Consider the following 21,156-nt stretch of genomic DNA (forward strand, 5'->3'; position numbering starts at 1 on the left):
TGAACAACCCTGTAGGCGCGCCGGGGTGCGGGTTAGCCTGAGGCTCCGTGCTCAAGACGACAACGCAATGAACCTTCGACACCGTACGCGTGATGCCATAGCCCTGTTGCTCGCGGTCGCCGGTCTCGGCGCCTGCAGCGTGATGCCTCCGCAGGACTTTCCGCGCATGGCGTCCGTGAATGTCGACCGCTTCATGGGCGGATGGTTCGTCATCGCCCATATACCGCCCGGTGTCGTGGCCGACTCCTACAACAACATCGAGCGTTACACGCGGGGCGAAGGCAACGCGATCGATACGGTGTTCACCTACCGCGAAGGCGGCTTCGACGGTGAGGCCAAGCGCATGGAGCCCACCGGGTTTGTCCTGGATGAGGGCAATGGCGCCGAGTGGGCGATGCAGTTCATCTGGCCGATCAAGATGGAGTACACGATCTCCTATGTCGATCCGGACTACCAGACCAGCATCGTGGCGCGTTCAAAGCGCGACTGGGTATGGATCATGGCGCGCACGCCCACAATCGATGAGACGCGCTACGCCGACCTGGTCCAGCGAGTCGAGGCGCTTGGATACGATGCCGACGCGTTGCGCCGGGTGCCGCAGCAGCCACTGAACCAGCGTAGCGATGTGGATTTCACCGTGGGTACGCCCGGCTAACCGGCTGCGCGCATCTTGCGGCGTGCCAGGCGCTGGATGCCCCAGAGTCCGGCGATGCACGCCACGCTGACGACGACGAGCAGCGTGATCTGCATCGGATCCGGGTCTTGAACCAGCGCGCGAATCTGATGCCCCACCGCCGTCATCGCGATCAGGCTGGGCAACAGGCCGATGAGTGTGCCCAGGGTGTAGGTGAAAAAGCCGATGCCGGCGGCGCCAAGCACCAGATTGATGATCGGATACGGCGAAATCGGAACCAGGCGCAGCACAGCCAGCCCCACCACGCCGCTTTTTTTGAGCAGCTCGATCGTGCGTTCCAGTCGGCGGATGCCCAGGCGTTCCAGCGGTTTGCGCCCGAACAAACGGCCCAGAGCGTAGCCGGCCACACCCGCCACCATGCTGCCGTACAAGGCATAGGCGAAGCCCCAGCCCGCCCCGAGCGTGAGAATCATGGTCATGTTCAGCACCAGCGTGGGAAACAGCACGGCGTTGCCCACGAGGTAGATCGCCAGCACGCTCAGCGGTGCCCAGGGTGACTTGACCAATTCGCTGAGGGTGTCGGCCAGACGTTCGGGCTCTGCGTAGTCCGACAAGGGCGTGAGGCGCCACAGCGCCGCCAAAGTGCCGACGACCACGATCGCCAGCAGGCCGGCGATGAGCGCCTTGCGGCGGCGTGACAGAGAGGTTGGGCCGGTGTCCTGAGTCATCCGTGACCGTGGTGCGGGAAAGCCCTCTACCGTAGCAGGTTGGCTGGATTCTCCCGGTTCGCAGGCCGACTGCGGGGTCGCATCCGTCTGGGTCATTGGCTAGGCTGGCACTTCGCGAGGGGGCGCAGAACGGGCAAGGAGCCAGCATGGAGATGACCATTCATCCCATCGATATCGCGTTGATCGTCGGCTATTTCGCGGTGGTCATCGGCATCGGTGTGTACGTGAGCCGGCAGACCAAAAGCGGGGACGATTTGTTTCTCGCGGGCCGGGCGCTGGGCTTCGGTGTCATCGGCTTCTCGCTGTTCGCCTCCAACATCTCCGCGCAGACATTGATCGGTCTGGCCGGCGATGCTTACGAAACCGGCATCGCGGTCTCGGCCTACGAGTGGATGGCGGGGCTGGTGCTGGTTTTCGCCGCCATCTTCGTGTTGCCGTTCTATATCCGCACCAAGATCTCCACGGTCCCGGAGTTTCTGGAGCGCCGGTATGACGGTCGCGTTCGGCTCTACCTGTCATGCATCACGATTTTTCTCTCGATCATCGTCGACATGGCGGGCGGGCTCTACGCGGGCTCGCTAGTGCTCGACAAGCTGTTCTTTCCCGGTCAGGGCGGCGAGCACCTGTTCTGGTTCTGTCTGGGCTTGGGGCTGTTCGCCGGCATCTACACGGCCGCCGGCGGGCTCAAGGCCGTGGTGCTCACCGACGTCTTGCAGGCGGTCATCCTGATCATCGGTTCGGCCGCGATGGGGCTGATCATCTTCGACAAGTTCGACTGGTCCTGGGCCAAGGCCACGGCAGAACTGCCGGAGGGCCATTTGTCGATGATCCGTCCGGCCGATGACGACGTACTCCCCTGGCCTGGTCTGCTGCTTGGCGTGCCGCTGATCGGCTTTTACTACTGGACCATGAACCAGTACATCATCCAGCGCGCGCTGGGTGCGAAGAACCTGGAAGCCGCGCGTGCTGGCGCGATGTTGGGCGGGGCGCTGAAACTGTTGCCGCTGTTCATCATGATTCTGCCGGCGGCGTTCGCGATCTCGCTGTTTCCGGACATCGAGAACAAAGACCAGGTGTTCCCGACCATGGTCACCGAACTGCTGCCCGTGGGTGCGGTCGGTCTGGTGCTGGCCGGTCTGATCGCCGCCATCATGTCGTCGGTGGATTCGACATTGAACTCGGCATCCACGCTGGTCACGCTGGATTTCATCAAGCCGAACAAGCCGGATCTGAGCCCCCGCCAGACCGTGTTTGTCGGTCGCGTGTGCACCTTCGTATTCATGGCCATCGCCATTGCCTGGGCACCGCAGATCAAGGATTTTCCCGGTCTGTGGAACTACATCCAGTCCGCCTTCGCCTACATCACCACCCCGCTGGTGGCGATTTTTCTCACCGGCTTGTTCTGGAAGGGCGCGCACCCCAAGGCGGGCTTCTGGGCGCTGGCGTTGGGGCACGTCACATCTGCGGCGCTGTTTGCCCTAGGTCCCATCGGCGGTGTGATCAATGTGCACTTCACGATCATGGCGATTGTGCTGACGGTTTGGACCGCGGTGCTGCTGGTCATCGTCTCGCTGGTACTCGGTCAGAATTTCAAGCTCGCCCAGCACGTGACCTGGCCGCCGGATGAAAAGTCGACGGACATGCGGCCGGGCGGCATGCTGTCGGATTACCGCCTGCAGGCCGGTGTGCTGGTCTTGCTGACGGTGATCATGGTGCTGGTTTTCTGGTAACCACAATATTCGGGAGGAGTGAGACATGAGACTGATCGGAACGCCACAAACCGTTAGCACGGCACGGGTGGACTATTTTCTGGCCGAGAAGGGTCTGAGCATTGAAACCGAGGTCATCGACCTGCGAGCGGGTCAACACAAGACACCCGAATACCGTGCGCGTGTCCCCAACGGCAGCACGCCGGCGCTGGAGCTTGAAGACGGCACGATCATCTGCGAAACGGTCGCGATCTGCCGCTATATCGAAGCCATCGAGCCTGAGCCGTCGCTGTTTGGTGTCACACCGCTACAGCAGGGCATGGTCGAGATGTGGAATCGCATCATGGAATTCGAAGTGATGCTGCCCATGGCGATGTGTTTTCGACACACGCACCCCGGCATGCGACAGGCCGAAGACCAGGTGCCGGAATGGGGGGAGAAGCAGCGAATGGCGGCGACCAAGCGGCTCAAGCGGCTCGACAAGGCATTGGCGACCCAGCACTTCGTTGCCGGTGATGCATTGACCATCGCCGACATCACCGCTTATTGCGCGTTGCGCTTCTTCCAGCTCAGCGGCTTTGCGCCGGCGGAGGATCAGCCGCATCTCCAGCGTTGGTACAACACCATGGCCGACCGGCCTGCGGCCAAAGCCGCCTACGGAGACAAGACGCGATAGCCAACGCGCAAACGGGCGGCCCCATCACGGTTGTCGATGCATTGAATGTGGCGTACTGGTGCGGTCGCCCGCCCTCGCTGCGATTGCCGCTGGCGGTGGCGGGCGGCCTGCTGACGCGGGCGGCGCGAACCTGGCTCGTGTTTGACGCCAGCACGGTCCACCAACTTGCGCCCGATGAGCATGCGATCTACCAAGCACTCTTGGAGCTGCCAACCGTCGCGACGCAGGTGCCCACCGGTGAATCCGCGGACCGGACGCTGCTCGCAACCGCGAAGGCCGCCGGGGGGTGCATTGTGAGCCGCGACCGGTTTCGCGAGCACCGACGGCGCTTTCGCTCCATCGTCGGGCATTCCGACCGTTGCCTGGACGGTTGGGTTGCCAATGACCGGATCATCGTGCCGGGCCTCGACCTGGACGTGGTCTTGCCTGAATCCGCGGCGGTTGCCTGGGCACAGGTGCAGCGCCATGTGGTGACCACGCGGCCGCCCGATGCGGAACCCGCTAGACCCGAAACTGCCGCATGAATCGTTGATCGATCCGGTTTTTCAGCCAAGCGCTGCTGCGACCCAGCCACCACAGACGCCACCAGAGCAGCAGACCGCGACCATCGCCAAGATTCAGAATCGCGAGCCATCGGCGCTGCGGTTGATAGGGTTTCAGGGGCTGGCCCGCCAAACTGGCGAGCAGGTTTTGGTGAATGACTGCGGCGGCCCGAACGCCGAACACGCCGAGTTTCGGCAGACGACGCGGGGCGTAGTCGGCGCAATCGCCCGCCGCGAAGATCCGCGGGTCGTCTACGCTGTGCATCTGCGCGCAGACGCGTAACCCCTCCCGGCTGGCAGGCAGACCCAGCGCCTGCGTCAGCGCCTTGGCCTGCAGTCCCACGGCGGCAACCACGTGGTCGCAAGGCAGCTCGGTGCCATCGTCCAGCTGAACGCCGCCCTTGGTGAGCTGCGTCACGGATGTGGCTAGCCGCAGCGTCACTGAACAGTGGTTCAAGACGCGCTGTAGCTTCGCCGAGGCTTGCGCCGGCGCCTGTGGCAGCACCGCGGAGGACCTTGAAACCAAGGTGACGCAAGGCGCAACCGCGTGCCGCCGTGCCAGTGCTGCAAGGTTTGCGGCCAATTCGCTGCCGGTTGCGCCGCCACCCACGACGACGACATGCGGCATCCGGCCCCGCGCCGCCATTGCAGATTCCAGCTCCCTGCGCAGGGTGTGCAGCGGAGGGATCGGTTTCACCGGCCAGACCCTTGGCCCGCCATCCGGCGCGGACAGCTTGCCCAGATGGACTTCGCTGCCGACATTGAGCGACAGCCAGTCGTAGCGCAGGGCGCGACCGGATGCCAGCGTCACCATGCGCTTGTGGGGGTCGACCGCCGTGACCTCGTCCCGGATGAACGTTCCGCCGTGATGTTCAATGAGGCGCGCGGGATCGACCTGGTCATCTGCCGCGGAGTACTGCCCGCCCAGCAGCCCTGTCGCCATGCCGGAGTACCAGAAACGACCGGGGTCGATCAGCACCAGTCGGGCACCCTGCGCGCGATAGTCTGCCGCGCGTGATGCGATGTGCAGATGCGCGTGTCCGGCTCCGACCAAGATCACGGTCGGGGTCGATGGATCAGTCGGCATTCGGCTCTTCGACCGCCAGACCCTGCCGGACAAGGTCGTCATACCCGGCGTCAGAGGCGATCGCCCCCGCGTAGCCCAATTGTTTTAGTGCGGCGGCGGCCAGGGCCGCGCGGCTGCCGGCCGAACAGTAGGTCACGATGCGGGTGTCGTGGTCTTTGGTAACGTCGCCGACCTTGAATTCCAGGGTGCCACGGGGAATGGTGTGCGCACCGCGAATCCGGCCGTTCTTGGTTTCTGGCGGTTCTCGAACATCGATCAGTGTCGCCCCTTGCTCCTGCGCGAGCTGCACTTCTTCTGCTGTCAGCGTGCCGGCCGCACCCTTGGCGGCGCGCACAAGGTCGTTAACGGACATGACTGTCTGGGTCATCCTGTTCTCCTGATTCGAACCAACGCGACGTACGACAACGGCATGATGGGACCGTTCCGGGAGCGCGAGGATGACCGGCTGCAGTCCAATCGTGACTAGTCGGTGTCGACCTCGCGTGCTCGATGGCGGCGCCACCAGCGGACGAAACCAACGGCGCTGATGGCCAGCCAGAAGCATTCGATGATCATCGATGACAGATTGAAATCGAAACTCAGCGAAATCATCAACGCCAGCGCGCCCACGCCGTTGATCAGGCTATAGGCGAGATCCCGGTTGTCCAGCCAGTCGACCTGCAGCGCGAAATAGCTCCCCACGATGCACAGCACACCGATATTCCCGACAAAGTCGTACCAGGCGTAGTCGAACGTCAACGGGCTGATGGGTCGCTCCAGGTAGTCCAGATGTAGGCGTCACGTGAGGTGCGTGGATGGGCCAGTCCTTCGCCTTGGCGATCTCATTGATAGCTGACGCATTTGCCCGTGCTAATCAAACAATCGCTGAATGGGTCGGTTCGGTGATAAACGCGCGGGTTGCCGCGAGCGCTTCGTCCGTGGCATGGCCGACGAGACCCGCCTTGATGATGGCGCGCCACTGACCGAGCGCTTGCGTTGGGGCTTCAAATAAATGCAGGAGGCCGAGGGTTAGAACCCGCCTCGAAGCCGCAGCCCGACATTGCTGGCATCGAAGCTGAAGCCGTTCACTTCGTAATCGATGTTTGTATACGACAGTGCGAACCAGCTGTAGCCGATCTCCAGTTTCAGGCCGGTGGCGTCGTCAAAGGAGAAGTCGGGGAGGAAGCCGTCGCCGTCGAAGTCGATGTTCGTATGGTGGACGAGCCCGGCGGCGAACTGAAAGTCGTCGACGAAGGTGATGGCCGAGACATCCACGATCCAGCGTTCCAGGCCGAGGTCGGAGTTGTCCGCCGAGGTCTGCTTGATCTTGTACGCCAGCGTGCCTTGCAACCCGAAATTCTCGCGCAGCAGCCAGTAGCCACCGGCGCCGAGCACGATGCCATCACCGGCGGTGATGTCTTCGCTGTCGTTATTGTCGAGTACGACGGTCACCAGGTCGTCACCGCCGAATTCGGCGGCGAGGTCGACGACGAAACCGACACGGCGCTTGTAGGCGCTACGTCCCGCACGCCAGCCGGATTCGCCAAAGGCTGCGCGACCGCGACGGGCTGCGGCTGTCGGTGGTGCAGCCGGCGGTGGCGTCGCGGCTTGAGTGCTGGTTGGTTTCGGCTGCGGAGGCGGGGCGACCGGCTGAGTCGGTGGGGTTGGTTGGGTCGGGGCGGGCAGGCGACTGGGCAGAGGCTCGCCAGCCGCGCGCGCGGCGATCAATGCCCGCGTGTCGCGAGTCAGCGCGCCGTCCTGCGGCAGGCCTTCGTCGGCCTTGAAGCGATTGATCGCGCTCTCCAGGGTATCGTCAAAGACACCGTTGATCGCGCCCACGTCGTAACCGAGTTGCTGTAGTTCGGTCTCGACATCCCGGATGTAGTCCGACTGGGCGGCAGCTGAGGCGGCGAACAACAGGCCACCGGCGAGCAGCCATCGTGCGCTGCGTGCGTATCGGGTCATGGTCGTGATGATTCTCTTGTTGGTCCTGGCAGCTCGCGACATCAGACCGGGTCCGGGCTCGGGTTCACAGCCTGAGTGTCATCCCCTGGCGGGCCAGCCCGGCAAATTCCTTGGTGACCCGCTCGATATGATCAGCATAGCTGTCTTCGTAGCTCATCAGATAGAGTCGGCGCCGAATCTCGGGTGGGTAGGTTTCGATCAACTCGTCCAGCGATGCATGGACCGGATTGCCGGTCTGGAACGTGACATCGTGAAAGCCGATGTCGAAGTCCAGACGCGACAGCGCCTCGGGCACGGGCCGGGTATCGCTGGTGAACACGACGTGATCGTCTAGCAGCAGGCCGAACGAGGGCTTACCGGGCGTGTGCCGGGTTGAGAACAGCTCGGCCGAGAGCTGCGGTGTTTCGAGGCGCATGCCCGGCACCGGACGTACGTCGAAGTAGTCGTCCAGGGTTTGCTCGCCGTCGGAGTTACGCCCCATCGACCCCTTGAGGGTCTGGTCCCACAGTTCCTCGATCAGCGCTTCCGGCAGATACAGCGGGATGCGCCGCCCAAGCTTGAAGCGTGCCTCGTAGCCGATGCGTTCCAGGCCGAACACATGGTCGCCGTGAACATGGGTGATGAAAATGCCATCGATGTCAGCGAATCCGTGCCCTTGGGCCTGCAATGCCGCCTTGATGGTCCAGCCGCAGTCAATGAGAAAGAGCCGGCCATGATCACGAACGGCCGCGTTCGTATTGAACAGGGTCAACGATTCCGAGTGGCCGCAACCAAGGATGAGCAGCTCACGCATGGTTACGCATGGCTTCGCTGATCAACGCCGCCGTCCGGTCCATCGCCTGGCGCCGTGCGGCGCTCTCGCGGCGCGGCAGCATCAATGTACTCAGGTGCCAGACGATGCGGCTCATGGTGCGCACGGTATCGCCTCGATAACGGGGAATCACGTGAATATGCACATGAGGGACGGATTGGCTCGCCGCCCGGCCGTCGTTGACCAGAAAATGCTGCGCCAAGCTGCCGAGACCCGCTTGCTGCGCGGCGCCGACATCACGGGCGATGCGCCAGATATGAGCCAGCAGCGGTTCGTTTAGCTCGGCCAGGTGCTGCTGGCTGAGTCGCGGCACGACCAGCGCATGGCCACGTGAGACCGGATTGATATCCAGAAACACCACGCAGTGGTCGTCTTGATGGACGAAGCTCGCCGGCAGATCGCCGGCGATGATGCGGTCGAAGATCGTCAAGCCGCGACCGGCTCAGCCACCCAGGGTCCAGAGCATCCCCACCAAGGCCGCAAGGCTGCGGGCGAGCTGCACGTGAGAGCTGGAGAACGGTACGTGATTGCCGACGACATTCTTCGCGTTCACAAACTGGAGCACGCCAATGGGGTCGCCGCCGTTGAAACTCACCGGCAGGGACAGGATCGACCGGGTGTCGTAACCCATGCGCTGGTCAAACTGGGCGATACGGGACGCGTCGTAATTCGGCATGCGCGTCACATCGGAAATGTTGACCACATCGTTTTCGTGGACGGTTCGGGCTGCCACGGCCTGTCGGCATGGAGTGCCATCGGCATCCGCTAACTCGATGGGTTTGAACACGCCGTCCTCGCCGAAGTCGGTGACGGCCATCAGCCCGAGCGAGGTGGATTTCACCACACGAAAATGAAGCTGATCACCTTCACGACGGTAGAGGCTGCAGCCGTCCACGCCAGCCATTCGCGCAGAGCTGGTCACGATCCGCCGCTCCATGGGGAGGACTTCGAAGGATTGACTCATCGCTGTGCACAGCGCGTTCAGTTCGCGCATCTGTTCTCGCAGCGCTCTAAATGCCTGTTCGCTCGCGCTCACCGTTTCTGGACTCACGATTTCTGGGACGTTCGTTGGCGCTTGCATCGGCGGCTCCCTGCCATCTTCTGCTCAACGTCGATTCACGCACCATGCCATGAATCGCATCGGCAAGCATGTACACACCTATGATAAGCACCCTCTTTGCGAATCAGATGACAATGCAGCCTACCGACATCCCTGCGGATGCGACGCTTCCTGCCCAAGCCCGCGCCCTGGTCGCGGGCGAACCCAACCGCGTCGCCAATCTTGCAAACATTGCTGCGCTGGTGTTTCACGCGCTGGATCGAGTGAACTGGGTGGGGTTCTACCTGCGCGATGAACAGCGTGACGAACTGGTGCTCGGCCCTTTCCAGGGTAAGCCGGCGTGTATCCGCATACCCTGGGGCCGTGGTGTCTGCGGCACGGCCGCGGCCACCGCGCAGGTGCAGCGAATTGCCGACGTGCATGCCTTCGATGGACATATTGCTTGCGATCCTGCGTCGCATTCTGAGCTCGTAATCCCGCTGATCGAGCGCGGCCGGGTGATCGGGGTGTTCGATCTGGACAGCCCGGATGCGGACCGATTCAGCGAGGCGGACGCGGCGTTGCTGGAGCAAGTTGTCGCCGCACTTGATCTTGCGGACAAAACTGTCTAAAAATACAGCATGCTGACCCGACGCCAATCCGAAGTGCTCGACTTTATCCGGCAATTTGCCGAGTCCGAGTCGATGCCGCCGACGCTGCACGAAATCGCCAAGGGGATGGGTTTTTCCTCTGACAACGCGGCGCGTGATCATGTGCGGGCGTTGGCCCGCAAGGGCGCGATTGACCTGGTCGGTGGCACGTCCCGCGGCATTCGGTTGCGCGATGCCGGCATTCCCATCATTGGCCGTGTCGCGGCGGGCTCGCCGATGCTCGCCGCGGAGAACGTCGAGCAGCGCATTCAGACGCAGGGCGGCCTGTTTGCCGAACAGCCCGACTATTTCCTCCGTGTTGTCGGCGAAAGCATGCGCGATGCCGGCATCATGGACGGTGACCTGCTTGCAGTGAAAAAAGACCACGAGGCACGCAATGGCCAGATCGTGGTCGCGCGGCTGGACGAAGACGTGACGGTGAAGGAGTTCGAGCGCACCGGCCGCACCGTGCGCCTGATTGCCCACAACCCCGATTTCGCCCCCATCGAGGTTGATCTGGCTACGCAGCCGCTGGCAATCGAAGGGCGTGCCGTGGGTGTATTCCGCAGTTACTGACCTCGGCAGCGGCCCCAATCGGCTACCCTCGGTCCATGCAGTACTGTCCCCAATGTCGAACTGAGCTGGTCTCCGGCGAGCACGGCGGCGTCCCGCGTCGCATTTGCCCGGACGAAGCCTGCAACTTTATTCACTGGAACAATCCGGCCCCTGTCGTGGCCGCTGTCGTCGAGTACAACGGCGAGGTCATTCTTGCCCGCAATGCCGCCTGGCCGGAGTGGATGTTCGGCTTGATCACCGGCTTTCTCGAAGCCGGCGAAACACCGGAGGACGGCATGCTGCGCGAGGTCAAGGAAGAACTCGGCCTGGATGGCCGCATTGGCGGATTGATCGGGGTCTACGAGTTCATCCAGCGCAATGAGGTGATCATCGCCTACCACGTCGAGGCCGAAGGCGTCGTCGAACTGGGTGACGAACTGGCTGCATGGAAAGCGGTGCCACTCGACCGATGCAAGGCGTGGCCGTTCGCCACCGGGCTGGCGTTAAGGGACTGGCTGCGCACCCGCGGCATAGAGCCGCCGATGCTGGAGCTGCCGGGGCGGTGATGCCCGAGGTCCCGACGCTGGAAACCGAGCGTTTGGTGTTGCGAGGGTGGACGGCCGATGACTTTCCCGACTTCGCATCCGTATTCTCCGATGCGGACCATTGTCGTTATATCGGTGGCGCATGCTCAGAGGATGACGCGTGGCGCCGATTGGCCATGACGATCGGACATTGGAGTCTGCGTGGGTTTGGACCCTGGGCTGTGACATCCAAGGGCGACGGGCGACTGCTGGGTTCGGTGGGTCTTTGGCAGCCCGGCGCGTGGCCGGACATCGAGATCGCCTACTGGTTAAACCGCCGTGCCGTAGGCCAAGGCTACGCGACCGAAGCGTGTCGAGCGGCGAGGCAGTTTGCGTATGCCGACCTCGGCCTGGACGCGCTCGTAAGCTTTATCCACCCTGAAAATCGTGCTTCCCAAGCGGTGGCGATACGGCTGGGGGCTCGGATTGAGGCGACCATCGAGCTGAAAGGGGTCGAATGCGATCGCTGGAGGCATCCTCCGGGATCGGACACTTAGCTTCTCAGCCGCGCCGCCTCGCGCACCAGTTCCTTGAACAGGCGCCGCTGCGTGCCGCGCTGCGGGATGTATTCCGGGTGCCATTGCGTGCCGATCAGAAATCCGCGGCCAGGCTTTTCGATGGCCTGAACAATGCCGTCGAGATCGCGACCGGAAACCTGCAGGCCCCGGCCCACCCGTCGCACAGCCTGGTGGTGCAGGCTGTTGATGCGGGTCTGGGGCTGGCCGATCAGTTTGGCGAGCCGGCTGCCACGTCGGATGTTCAGCGTCTTGCGCGGCAGGATCAGCCGCCGGTTGCCTGTTTGCACACGCATCGGCCGCAGGTCGGCGAACAGATCGCCGCCATGGGCCACGTTGATGAGCTGCGCGCCTCGGCAAATACCCAGCATCGGTCGTCGCTCCTTCAACGCGGCGTCGATCACGGCGAGCTCGAATCGGTCCCGTTCAGCGTCGTAGTGGCCGGTGCCGGGGTCGCCAGCGTATAGCTGCGGATCGATGTCGTCGCCGCCGCCGATGATCACGCCGTCGAGTTGCCCCACCCGCGTGGCGCGGCCCGGCGTCAAGCGCACCGGCAAGCCACCGGCCATGCGCACGGCCAGCGATCCAAACCACCAGCCCCAGGCGATGTGTTTATCCGGCCCGGTGATGCCGATCACGGGTCGGCGATGACGGTTTCGGATGCGGCGGGGGCGCTTCATGCCCGCGCAAGCGGCAGCAGCCATTGCTCGCAGTCACGCGCCCAGACATCGAACAGCTTGGAAACCGGATCATCCAGATGCTGGCGAAACGCATGCATCATCGCCTGACGGCGTGCCTCGTCATGGGCGAGATGTTCGACCTGTAGCCAGTGCCGCCATGGCTCGTCCAGGGTCCACCCATCCTCGTCGATCAGGCAGTTCGGCAGCCGGTAGTGCAACGCGGGGCGTGGCTTTACGAGGTGCGTGTCCAGCGCGGCGTCGATGCGGTCCCAGTCCACCTCGCCAAACACCGGCAGCATGTCCAGCGCTCGGTTGCGCGTGGCGTTGTGGTCCAGGTAGTCATCGATCAGCCCGGCCAGGTCTGGTGCGTAGTCCGGCGCGGTGATCAGCCGCGTATAGCTGCTCGGAAAACGGTCGATATATGGTGTGACGCGTCGGGACCAGTCCACCTTGGACTCGCGCGCCAGCCAGGGAAACAGGCAGACAAAAGCCTGTAGGTAGCCCAATAGTGTCGCGGCCTCCGTGTCAGGCAACTCTGGGTTCATGTGCAGACCAAAGGCGTAGATCGGCGAGTGGTGTGTGCCTTGGGCGCCCGCCTTTCGCAGGCGCGAAACCAACTCGTTCAGCGTGCCCAGTTCCGGCATGGGGATCGGCGGCGTCACGATTTCGAACGGGACAATCTGCTTTGCGATCGCGCCGATCACCTCGTCCGACAGCCGCTCGAACGAGAACAGGCCGCCATCGTCCGGCTTGTCATCGTCATGCCGTCCCAGGCGTTTCACGTAGCTGGAATCCAGCTCGATGTGATACGTGCCGTGTGGTGTGTCGTCGACATCGCATTCGTAGGGCGAGATGGGCGAGATCGACCCGCCGACCACGTCCTTGACGATGCGCGCGATTTGCTCGATACCCAGTCCGGAGAACTCCAACTCGATACCGATTCGGCGTAGCTTGCCGGATGCCGTATGAATAACGGGCGGCCCCGTCCAATCCGACGGTGACGGATTGATCCAACGCTGGATGATGTGCTTGATCACGGTGGCAATGGTGCCATGCCGCCGATACCATCGAATAGCTCTCGCACCCGAGGAGTCGCCGCATGACCGAAGGCCGCGTATTTGACGCCACGTTGTCCGATCAAACCGATACGGACCCGACGGAAACCCGCGAATGGCTCGACGCCTTTGATGCCGTTGTCGAGGTCGAAGGTCCAGAACGCGCGCATTACCTGCTCGAGTCCCTGCTGGAGCGCTCGCGCCGAGGCGGCACGTTCATTCCGCACTCGCCGTATACGGCCTACGTCAACACGATTCCGCCTCATAGCGAGGTTAAGAGCGACGGCGACCACGCGCTGGAGTGGAAGATTCGCTCGCTGATCCGCTGGAACGCCACCGCCATGGTCGTGCATGCCAACCGTGAGCACGATGGCATCGGTGGCCACATCGCCAGCTTCGGATCGGCGGCGACGCTTTATGACGTCGGCTTCAACCATTTCTTCAAGGGTCAGGATCATCCGGACGGCCCGGACCTGATCTACATCCAGGGGCATAGCGCCCCCGGCATTTATGCCCGCGCGTATCTGGAAGGCCGCCTGAGCGAGGATCAGCTCCGCCGTTTCCGCACCGAAACGCAGCCCGGTGGCCTGTCCAGCTATCCGCATGCCTGGCTGATGCCGGATTTCTGGTCGCTGGCCACGGTCTCCATGGGCCTGGGTCCGATCATGGCGATCTACCAAGCCCGCCTGATGAAGTACATGGACAACCGGGGCCTGACCAAGACCAAGGGGCGCAAGGTCTGGTGTTTCTGTGGCGACGGCGAGATGGACGAGCCGGAATCCCGCGGCGCCATCGACATCGCCGCACGCGAAGGCCTCGACAACCTGATCTTCGTCGTCAACTGCAACCTGCAACGGCTCGATGGGCCGGTGCGCGGTGACAGCAAGATCATCCAGGAACTCGAAGGCACCTTCCGTGGTGCAGGCTGGAATGTGATCAAGGTGATCTGGGGCGCCGCCTGGGACCCGCTCATCGCTCAGGACCGTAGCGGCAAGCTGCTGCAGCGCTTCAACGAGGCCGTGGACGGCGAGTACCAGAACTTCAAGTCCAAGGGTGGCGCGTACACCCGCGAGCATTTCTTCGGCAAGTATCCGGAACTCAAGGAAATGGTCGCGCGGATGTCGGATGACGACATCGCCCGCCTCAACCGCGGCGGCCACGATCCGCACAAGGTCTACGCGGCCTATCACCATGCCGTGAACGACGCCGATGGCCGGCCAACCGTGATTCTGGCCAAGACGGTCAAGGGCTATGGCATGGGCGAGGCTGGCGAAGGCCAGAACATCACCCATCAGCAGAAGAAGATGGGCGAAGAGGCCCTGCGCAAGTTCCGCGACCGCTTCCAGATTCCGATCAGCGATGACCAGATCAAGGATGTCCCGTTCTACCGACCGGACGAGGACTCGGAAGAGATTCGCTACCTCAAGCAGCGCCGCGAGTCGCTGGGCGGCCCGCTGCCGGCGCGTCGCGTGGTTGACGAATCCCTGCCACTGCCGGCGCTGGAGGCCTTCAGCTCGGTGACCAAGGGTTCGGGGGAGCGTGAGATCTCCACCACCATGGCCTTCGTCCGCATCCTGCAAACGCTTTGCCGCGACAAGCAGATCGGCTCGCGCATCGTGCCTATTGTCCCTGACGAGGCCCGCACCTTCGGCATGGAGGGCATGTTCCGGCAGCTCGGCATTTATTCGCCGGTCGGTCAGCTCTACGAACCGCAGGACGCCGACCAGCTCGCCTTTTATCGCGAGTCCACCGACGGGCAGATTCTGGAAGAAGGCATCACCGAAGCGGGTTCGATGTCGTCATGGATTGCCGCGGCGACCAGCTACGCCAACCACCAGACCACGCTGATCCCGTTCTACATCTTCTACTCCATGTTCGGGTTCCAGCGAATCATGGACCTGGCCTGGGCGGCTGGTGACATGCGTGCACGCGGTTTCCTTATCGGCGGCACCGCAGGCCGGACCACGCTCAACGGCGAAGGTTTGCAGCACCAGGATGGTCACAGCCACATCCTCGCCGACTGCATTCCCAACTGCCGGGCCTACGACCCGACCTTTGGCTATGAGATTGCGGTGATCGTGCAGGACGGGCTGCGGCGCATGTTCGACGAGGGTGAGGATGTCTTCTACTACCTGACCTGCGAGAACGAGAACTACGCCCACCCCGAACTGCCGGACAGCGCCGAGGACGGCATCAAGCGCGGCATGTATCGCTTGCGCCAGGGCGACAAGCGTAAGAAGAAGCGTGTGCAGCTCCTCTCCTGCGGGACGATCCTGCGCGAGGCCATGGCAGCGGCGGACATGCTCGAATCCGACTACAAGGTCGCGGTCGATGTCTGGAGTGTCACCAGCTTCACCGAGTTGCGGCGCGACGGCCTCGATTGTGATCGCTGGAATCTGCTCCACCCGGACGAGACGCCGCGTGATCCCTACGTGACCAAGCAACTGGCGCAGGTGGATGCCCCGGTGATTACGGCCACCGACTACATGAAGACCTACGGCGACCTGATCCGACCCTGGGTGCCGCAGACCTACAACGTGTTGGGTACGGACGGTTTCGGCCGCTCGGACACGCGCGAGGCCTTGCGTGATTTCTTCGAAGTCGATCGCCGCTGGATCACGCTCGCCGCACTGCAATCGCTCGTGAAGGACGGCGTGCTGGAGCAGAAGGTGCTCACCAAGGCGATCCAGGATCTGAACATCAACCCCGACAAGCCCAACCCGGTGACGGTATGAGCACGATCACGGTCAAGGTTCCCGATATCGGTGATTTCGACGCGGTCGAGATCATCGAGGTTCTGGTCGCCGAGGGCGACACGGTTGCGGTGGAAGATGGGCTGGTCTCGCTGGAATCCGACAAGGCCACGATGGACGTGCCGTCCACGGCGGCCGGCAAGGTCAGCAAGCTGCTGGTCGGTGTCGGCGACAAGGTGGCGCAAGGCGACGCCGTGGCCGAAATCGAAGCCGAGGGCGAAGACGATGCAGCCGCCTCGACGGATGCCTCGGACGATACGCCAGCGGACAGCGCCGACGACACCGAGACCGAAACCGGTTCGGTGGCAGACACCGCCGACGAGTCATCACAGGCCGCGGACACCGAAGGTGCGGCCGAGTCCGACGACACCCCCGAAACCGGTGGTGAAGCCGAAGAGGTGCAGGTCAAAGTGCCCGACATCGGTGATTTTGATGCCGTCGAAATCATCGAATTATTGGTCGCCGAAGGCGATTCGGTAGAGACCGAGCAAGGCCTGGTCACGCTGGAATCGGACAAGGCAACCATGGATGTGCCATCGACCGTGACCGGCACCGTGGTCAGTCTGGCCGTGCAGTCCGGGAGTTCGGTGCGTCAGGGTGATCTGGTCGCCACCATCCGCACGCAGGGCAGCTCGGCGCCAAAGTCGTCGGCATCCGCCAGCGACGACAAGCCGGCCGCCAAACCCGAAGAACCCAAACAAGCCAAGCAGCCGGCCCCCAAACAGGAGCCTGCACCATCCCGCCAGCCCAAACCGGCGGATGACACCACGCGCAGCCAGGTGCCGGCGCATGCCTCACCGGCCGTTCGCAAGTTTGCTCGCGAGCTGGGTGTCAGCCTGCAAGGCGTGCATGGGTCCGGCCCGAAAGGCCGCATCCTGAAGGACGACGTGCAGCAGCACGTCAAGCAGGTCATGCAGCAAGGTCCGTCCGGCGGCGGTGCCAGCACCGTTGCGGCCGGTTCCGGATTGCCCGCACAACCGTCGGTGGACTTCAGCAAGTTCGGCGAAATCGAAACCGTGGAACTCGCGCGGATTCGCAAGCTGTCGTCCAAGCATCTGCACAAATCCTGGCTGCTGATTCCGCATGTCACCCAGTTCAACGACGCCGATGTCACCGACCTAGAAGCCTTCCGACAGGCCGAGAAAGACAAGCACGCCGCCAAGCTGACGATGCTGCCGTTCCTGATCAAGGCGGTTTGCCACGCCATCGACAAATTCCCGGAATTCGCCAGCTCGCTGACCGCAGATGGCGAATCACTGGTCATGAAGCAATACCGCCATATCGGCTTCGCCGCCGACACGCCAAACGGCCTGGTCGTTCCGGTGGTCAAGAACGCCGACCGCAAGGGGGTCGTGGAGATCGCCGCGGAAACCGCCGAACTCGCCAAGAAGGCGCGCGATGGCAAGCTCGGGCCCGGCGACATGCAGGGTGCCGTGTTCTCCATCTCCAGCCTCGGTGGCATTGGCGGCACGGCCTTCACGCCCATCGTCAACTCGCCGGAGGTCGCCATCCTCGGGGTCTCCCGCAACGAGGTGAAACCGGTGTGGAGCGGCAGCGAATTCGTCCCGCGGACCATGATGCCGCTGTCGCTGTCCTACGATCACCGAGTGATTGATGGCGCCGCGGCAGCCCGCTTTATCGTGTATTTGTCCGATTTGCTGTCCGATTACCGGCGCGTCGTGCTGTGACGAACAGGCCGCCTCCCGAGCGGGTTGGGACATCAGAACCTGTGATTCGCCAGGGCCACCTGCGGAGGCGTCATGCCTGACCGCATGCCCTGGCTTTATCGCATTCCGCTGATCCTGGTGCTGTGGGTAGCGCTGGTCTTTCTGATCGCCGGGCTCACCAAACCGATGATCCGCTTCGAGCAGTTCTGGGTGTTCTCCGACACCGTGTCGCTATGGGGCGGCACGATGACCCTGCTCCGCAGCGGCGAGACCTTCCTGGGCAGCGTGCTCATGCTGTTCTCCATCCTGTTTCCGGTGATCAAGAACCTTTGGCTGCTGGTGCTCGCACACCTGGGGCGTCCACGTGGGTTCGGCATGAAGGTGCTGGGCGTGCTCGGCAAATGGTCGATGCTCGACGTCTTCGTCATCGCCATCCTCATCGTCAGCGCACGGATGGATGGCATTACCGAAGCCCAGCTGCTTAGCGGCTTGTACTACTTCATCGTCTCGGTCTTGCTGGTCAACGCCGTGTCGACCATCTTTACCTGGGCGCCCCGGGTTGAGATCAAAGCGGTCTAGGCCGACAAGCCATATTGGAATGTCTCGCGTTGCGGTAACACCCCGCACGCAGCGACAAATCATGAAAAGGAGCCGGCCATGCGCCGGCTCCTTTCGTTTCAGGCCCCGTTCAAACCTCGGTGAACTTGCCGGTGCCTATTCGTGGGCTATAGTCGGTGGCATAACTCGACACAAAATCCGAGACAAGCATGCATCCGCGAGTGCTAAACGCAGCAAGCGAAAGCCCAGCTATCGCCGCCACTCGAACCGCAGGTCGGAGCGACCGATCCGATCTTCGAAGATTAGGTCGCTTTTGTCCGTCGGGATTAGGGCGCTATCTTGTGCCGAATACGCGTTGGGTACCTAATCATGCGTAACTTCGAACCTTGGATTGGAAGCGAATATCAGGCTGAAGGCATTGATGGTCTTCGGGTGCTTATTCTTGGTGAGTCACACTATGGAGCGCCGCCTGAGCGTCCATCTTTCACGTCAGAAATTATCGCGAAGTGGGGGCAAAGGAAAAGAAGTAAATTCTTTACTGTAACTCAGCGGCTCGTAAGTTTGGACGCTTCGCGGGGGTATGTGCCCATGCAGTCGCGCCGTGAATTCTGGGAGAAAGTGGCTTTCTATAACTATGTGCAGAAATTTGTGGGCACCAAAGCTCGCCAACGCCCAACAGCTGAGCATTGGGAAAATGCCAAACAACCGTTGCTACTTACCATCCAAGAACTTAAGCCTGATGTCTTGGTTGTGCTCGGAAAGGAAACAGAAGCTCACTTGCCCACTCTCCCAAGTCACATACCTGTTGCTTATGTTAGTCACCCGTCAGGTAGAGGGTTTTCCTACAACAAATGGCAACCTGTTGTGCGTGCTGCATTTGAGCACGCTAAAAACGGTACCCAACAAAACCATGGAGAAAAAGGGGACAGACCACAGTTTTGAACAACACACCCTCTTCATCGCTTACTACTTCCTTTGCAGGCTCGGCTTACCCGGTGTCACACGCCTTGCCTGTGTCGCTCCACTAAATCTTGCGAGTAGTCATAAAGCGTGGTCTGCCCTTATTGTTTTAACAATTTTTCGTGCGTTAGCCCGTAGCATAATGCTAGCGGCTACGTCCACGGAATTCGGGGAACTCCAAGTCGGGCAACCTGCGATGTTTGCAACACGAAACAAAAGGGGTGATTTAAATTGGTGAAGTATTACGCTTTTTTAGTGCCTTTATTATTTGGCTATGCCCAAGCGCAGGAAACCGATTCGAGTCTTGCGGGGTGGTCGTTTGGAGGTGCCCCGGGAACTGATTACACAGTCGAAATCACAGAGTCACCATACGGTGCCAAATGTGCGTTTATCTATTCCCTCAGCGGAACGAGAACCACATGGGGGGGGTTAGGTCAGGCCATCTCGGCGGCTAATTATCTGGGTAGGTCAATCGAAGTCGCAGCCACTATCAAGACCGAAGATTTGAAGGGTTGGTCGGGATTATGGGCACGAATTGATGCAGCGGACGGGCGTGTGATCTCACTCGACAACATGTCAGATAGGCCGCTTTTTGGCACCACAGACTGGCAAAGGAAACGAATCGTACTCGCTGTTCCGGAAGATGCCGCACGAATCGTATTCGGGGCGATTCAAAATGGAGCCGGGCGTACATGGGTGGATGAATTCGATATTGCGGTCGCACCTCCCGCGGCACAGCCAACGATGGGACCAAGCCAAAACAGCTACTATAACGAACCTGCCTACGAGTCGCTCCCAAAAACCGCAATTAATCTCGACTTCGAGCTTTAAAAAACCGATTTCTATTTCGAGGCTCTGAAAAAGCGATTTACGGCGACACCTTATCAATTACGCTAATTTAATCTGCTCCGAATCTGTCTTATCCTTGGGCCGCCGTCCGCGTTTCCCCGGTTTCAACTGAACGCGCATTCCCGTGCCCAGTACGACCAGCGTCTCGTCATCCACCAAGGGCCTTCCAATGCTCTGCCCTGACGCTCGATCCCTTCCCCGAACCTGATCCAAGGCAGAGCTGAAAAACGTTTGTGGGTTCTCGATGCGCTCAAGAAATGGTTTCGTAACGGCGGGGGGCGTCCATTCCGTCATTGCAGCGCACAACGCTATACGCCGCTACTGAATCTAGGGAAACACTGATCTATTCCCGCCGCCAAGTTGCCGCCAACGGGCTGCCGGCCAGCTGCTGGATGTTCAATCCGATCTTCTCGGCGGGCGCAATACACGTGTAGCCGTGCCGTTGCTGCCCGAGAGGGAGCCGGCTGACGCCCCGTGTGTCGTATAGAAGAATCAGGGGTCGTCACGTTCGGCTGATCGCCAGGGGATCCAAGGCGCTGCCTACCGTGATGAGAGGCTCGTCGCTTCACCCACGGATCAAAAAGCGCAGCTTGTTCACCACCCGTGTCAGTCCCTGCGCCTGGGCCAGCGAGCTTGCGGTGTTGCCACTGGCATCGGCCAGCGCCGGGTCGGCGCCGTGGGCTACCAGCTGTTCAATCATCGCTTCGCGGCCGAACAGCGCCGCGATCATCAGGGCCGTCTGGCCATTCAGGTTGCGGTGATTGACGGAGCACGGGGTTTGCTCCAGCAACCACTCGGCCATCGCCTCGTGACCACGAAACGCCACGCCCATCAGGGCGTTGCTGCCCCGCTCGTCTGTCGCGCAGGGGTTGGCGCCACCAGCCAGCAGCGCCGTGGCCGCCGCGGTGTGGGCGTGGTAGGTCGCGAGGATGAAGGGGGTGTAGCCGCTGGCCGTTTGCACGTTGGCATCGACACCGGCATCCAGTAGCTGACTGATCACGGTGGCGTCGCCGCCTCGGGCTGCGTCGAGCAGCGCCGCTTCGAGATCATCGCCGGCCTGCACCAGTGACGGCAGGATCAGCAGTGTGATCACGTACAGGCAGCGGACCCGGAACCTCAGGGTTTGAAGCGTTTTCATGCGGTGCTCTCCAGCTGCGAAC

Annotated in this window: 24 protein-coding genes; 13 read left to right on the top strand and 11 right to left on the bottom strand. The window is 62.1% G+C overall.

Going from position 1 to position 21,156, the window contains the following annotated elements; all coding sequences use genetic code 11:
• Window positions 1-67: 67 nt before the first annotated feature.
• Entirely contained in the window at window positions 68-655 is a 588-nt protein-coding gene (locus ACE1EY_RS07035) for a lipocalin family protein (protein WP_370299781.1), read from the top strand.
• Here the strand turns inward: ACE1EY_RS07035 and ACE1EY_RS07040 are convergent.
• Window positions 652-1,458, bottom strand: a complete 807-nt coding sequence (locus tag ACE1EY_RS07040) for a TVP38/TMEM64 family protein (protein WP_373928059.1) — start codon at window positions 1,456-1,458, stop codon at window positions 652-654. The two genes, ACE1EY_RS07035 and ACE1EY_RS07040, sit on opposite strands and share 4 nt — an antisense overlap.
• Window positions 1,459-1,508: 50 nt before the next feature.
• Here ACE1EY_RS07040 and ACE1EY_RS07045 point away from each other — a divergent pair, with 50 nt between their 5' ends.
• From ACE1EY_RS07045 to ACE1EY_RS07055, 3 genes are read left to right on the top strand one after another with little or no spacing between them, the layout of a single operon-like run.
• Window positions 1,509-3,092: a sodium:solute symporter gene (locus ACE1EY_RS07045; protein ID WP_291513711.1), complete on the top strand. Its 1,584-nt coding sequence runs from the start codon at window positions 1,509-1,511 to the stop codon at window positions 3,090-3,092.
• Window positions 3,093-3,117: 25 nt separating this feature from the next.
• Window positions 3,118-3,747: a glutathione S-transferase family protein gene (locus ACE1EY_RS07050; protein ID WP_370299782.1), complete on the top strand. Its 630-nt coding sequence runs from the start codon at window positions 3,118-3,120 to the stop codon at window positions 3,745-3,747.
• A 41-nt stretch (window positions 3,748-3,788) separates the two neighbouring features.
• Window positions 3,789-4,271: a hypothetical protein gene (locus ACE1EY_RS07055; RefSeq protein ID WP_370299783.1), complete on the top strand. Its 483-nt coding sequence runs from the start codon at window positions 3,789-3,791 to the stop codon at window positions 4,269-4,271.
• On the opposite strand, the gene ACE1EY_RS07060 is transcribed toward ACE1EY_RS07055, so the two are convergent.
• The 7 genes from ACE1EY_RS07060 to ACE1EY_RS07090 all read right to left on the bottom strand — a co-directional run bounded on the left by ACE1EY_RS07060 (window position 4,249) and on the right by ACE1EY_RS07090 (window position 9,125).
• The gene (locus ACE1EY_RS07060; protein ID WP_370299784.1) at window positions 4,249-5,376 is read right to left on the bottom strand and encodes an FAD-dependent oxidoreductase; all 1,128 of its coding nucleotides are present in this window, start codon (window positions 5,374-5,376) and stop codon (window positions 4,249-4,251) included. The genes ACE1EY_RS07055 and ACE1EY_RS07060 overlap by 23 nt on opposite strands.
• Entirely contained in the window at window positions 5,366-5,743 is a 378-nt protein-coding gene (locus ACE1EY_RS07065) for a rhodanese-like domain-containing protein (RefSeq protein WP_370299785.1), read from the bottom strand. Before ACE1EY_RS07065 ends, ACE1EY_RS07060 begins: the two co-directional genes overlap by 11 nt.
• A 95-nt stretch (window positions 5,744-5,838) precedes the next feature.
• The gene (locus ACE1EY_RS07070; protein ID WP_370299786.1) at window positions 5,839-6,114 is read right to left on the bottom strand and encodes a permease; all 276 of its coding nucleotides are present in this window, start codon (window positions 6,112-6,114) and stop codon (window positions 5,839-5,841) included.
• 270 nt (window positions 6,115-6,384) lie between these two features.
• Window positions 6,385-7,320: a peptidoglycan-binding domain-containing protein gene (locus ACE1EY_RS07075; protein WP_370299787.1), complete on the bottom strand. Its 936-nt coding sequence runs from the start codon at window positions 7,318-7,320 to the stop codon at window positions 6,385-6,387.
• A gap of 64 nt (window positions 7,321-7,384) precedes the next feature.
• Entirely contained in the window at window positions 7,385-8,113 is a 729-nt protein-coding gene (locus tag ACE1EY_RS07080) for an MBL fold metallo-hydrolase (protein WP_370299788.1), read from the bottom strand.
• Window positions 8,106-8,561, bottom strand: a complete 456-nt coding sequence (locus ACE1EY_RS07085; protein WP_370299789.1) for an HIT family protein — start codon at window positions 8,559-8,561, stop codon at window positions 8,106-8,108. Before ACE1EY_RS07085 ends, ACE1EY_RS07080 begins: the two co-directional genes overlap by 8 nt.
• A 12-nt stretch (window positions 8,562-8,573) precedes the next feature.
• Window positions 8,574-9,125, bottom strand: a complete 552-nt coding sequence (locus ACE1EY_RS07090) for a GAF domain-containing protein (RefSeq protein WP_373928060.1) — start codon at window positions 9,123-9,125, stop codon at window positions 8,574-8,576.
• 200 nt (window positions 9,126-9,325) lie between these two features.
• On the opposite strand from ACE1EY_RS07090, the gene ACE1EY_RS07095 reads away from it, so the two are divergent.
• The 4 genes from ACE1EY_RS07095 to ACE1EY_RS07110 are packed head-to-tail and all read left to right on the top strand — an operon-like array spanning window position 9,326 to window position 11,456.
• Complete coding sequence (locus tag ACE1EY_RS07095; protein ID WP_370299791.1) at window positions 9,326-9,802, top strand: GAF domain-containing protein; 477 nt, start codon at window positions 9,326-9,328, stop codon at window positions 9,800-9,802.
• 9 nt (window positions 9,803-9,811) lie between these two features.
• Window positions 9,812-10,396 (top strand): transcriptional repressor LexA, encoded by a 585-nt coding sequence (gene lexA / locus ACE1EY_RS07100; RefSeq protein ID WP_291513699.1) that lies wholly within the window; start codon window positions 9,812-9,814, stop codon window positions 10,394-10,396.
• A 35-nt stretch (window positions 10,397-10,431) separates the two neighbouring features.
• Complete coding sequence (locus tag ACE1EY_RS07105) at window positions 10,432-10,941, top strand: NUDIX domain-containing protein (protein ID WP_370299792.1); 510 nt, start codon at window positions 10,432-10,434, stop codon at window positions 10,939-10,941.
• Window positions 10,941-11,456, top strand: coding sequence for a GNAT family N-acetyltransferase (locus ACE1EY_RS07110; RefSeq protein ID WP_370299793.1), 516 nt, complete (start codon window positions 10,941-10,943; stop codon window positions 11,454-11,456). The genes ACE1EY_RS07105 and ACE1EY_RS07110 overlap by 1 nt, the downstream gene beginning before the upstream one ends.
• Here the strand turns inward: ACE1EY_RS07110 and ACE1EY_RS07115 are convergent.
• On the bottom strand, window positions 11,453-12,112 hold the full coding sequence (locus ACE1EY_RS07115) for a gamma-glutamyl-gamma-aminobutyrate hydrolase family protein (RefSeq protein WP_291513697.1): 660 nt from the start codon (window positions 12,110-12,112) through the stop codon (window positions 11,453-11,455). The two genes, ACE1EY_RS07110 and ACE1EY_RS07115, sit on opposite strands and share 4 nt — an antisense overlap.
• Before the next feature lie 38 nt (window positions 12,113-12,150).
• Window positions 12,151-13,191: an amidoligase family protein gene (locus ACE1EY_RS07120; protein ID WP_370299796.1), complete on the bottom strand. Its 1,041-nt coding sequence runs from the start codon at window positions 13,189-13,191 to the stop codon at window positions 12,151-12,153.
• 62 nt (window positions 13,192-13,253) lie between these two features.
• On the opposite strand from ACE1EY_RS07120, the gene aceE reads away from it, so the two are divergent.
• From aceE to ACE1EY_RS07145, 5 genes are all read left to right on the top strand, one after another.
• Window positions 13,254-15,944 (top strand): pyruvate dehydrogenase (acetyl-transferring), homodimeric type, encoded by a 2,691-nt coding sequence (gene aceE / locus ACE1EY_RS07125; protein ID WP_370299797.1) that lies wholly within the window; start codon window positions 13,254-13,256, stop codon window positions 15,942-15,944.
• Window positions 15,941-17,650 carry a dihydrolipoyllysine-residue acetyltransferase gene (gene aceF, locus ACE1EY_RS07130; RefSeq protein WP_370299799.1) on the top strand — a complete coding sequence of 570 codons (1,710 nt, stop codon included), beginning with the start codon at window positions 15,941-15,943 and terminating at the stop codon, window positions 17,648-17,650. Before aceE ends, aceF begins: the two co-directional genes overlap by 4 nt.
• 72 nt (window positions 17,651-17,722) lie before the next feature.
• The gene (locus ACE1EY_RS07135; protein ID WP_370299800.1) at window positions 17,723-18,208 is read left to right on the top strand and encodes a paraquat-inducible protein A; all 486 of its coding nucleotides are present in this window, start codon (window positions 17,723-17,725) and stop codon (window positions 18,206-18,208) included.
• Window positions 18,209-18,556: 348 nt separating this feature from the next.
• Window positions 18,557-19,129, top strand: a complete 573-nt coding sequence (locus ACE1EY_RS07140) for a hypothetical protein (protein ID WP_370299801.1) — start codon at window positions 18,557-18,559, stop codon at window positions 19,127-19,129.
• 252 nt (window positions 19,130-19,381) lie between these two features.
• On the top strand, window positions 19,382-19,978 hold the full coding sequence (locus ACE1EY_RS07145; RefSeq protein ID WP_370299802.1) for a hypothetical protein: 597 nt from the start codon (window positions 19,382-19,384) through the stop codon (window positions 19,976-19,978).
• A gap of 583 nt (window positions 19,979-20,561) precedes the next feature.
• On the opposite strand, the gene ACE1EY_RS07150 is transcribed toward ACE1EY_RS07145, so the two are convergent.
• Complete coding sequence (locus ACE1EY_RS07150) at window positions 20,562-21,134, bottom strand: ankyrin repeat domain-containing protein (RefSeq protein WP_370299803.1); 573 nt, start codon at window positions 21,132-21,134, stop codon at window positions 20,562-20,564.
• Window positions 21,135-21,156: the final 22 nt, after the last annotated feature.

Origin of the sequence: Abyssibacter sp. (assembly GCF_964229365.1) — a bacterium.
In the GTDB taxonomy this organism is placed as follows: Bacteria; Pseudomonadota; Gammaproteobacteria; order Nevskiales; family OUC007; genus Abyssibacter.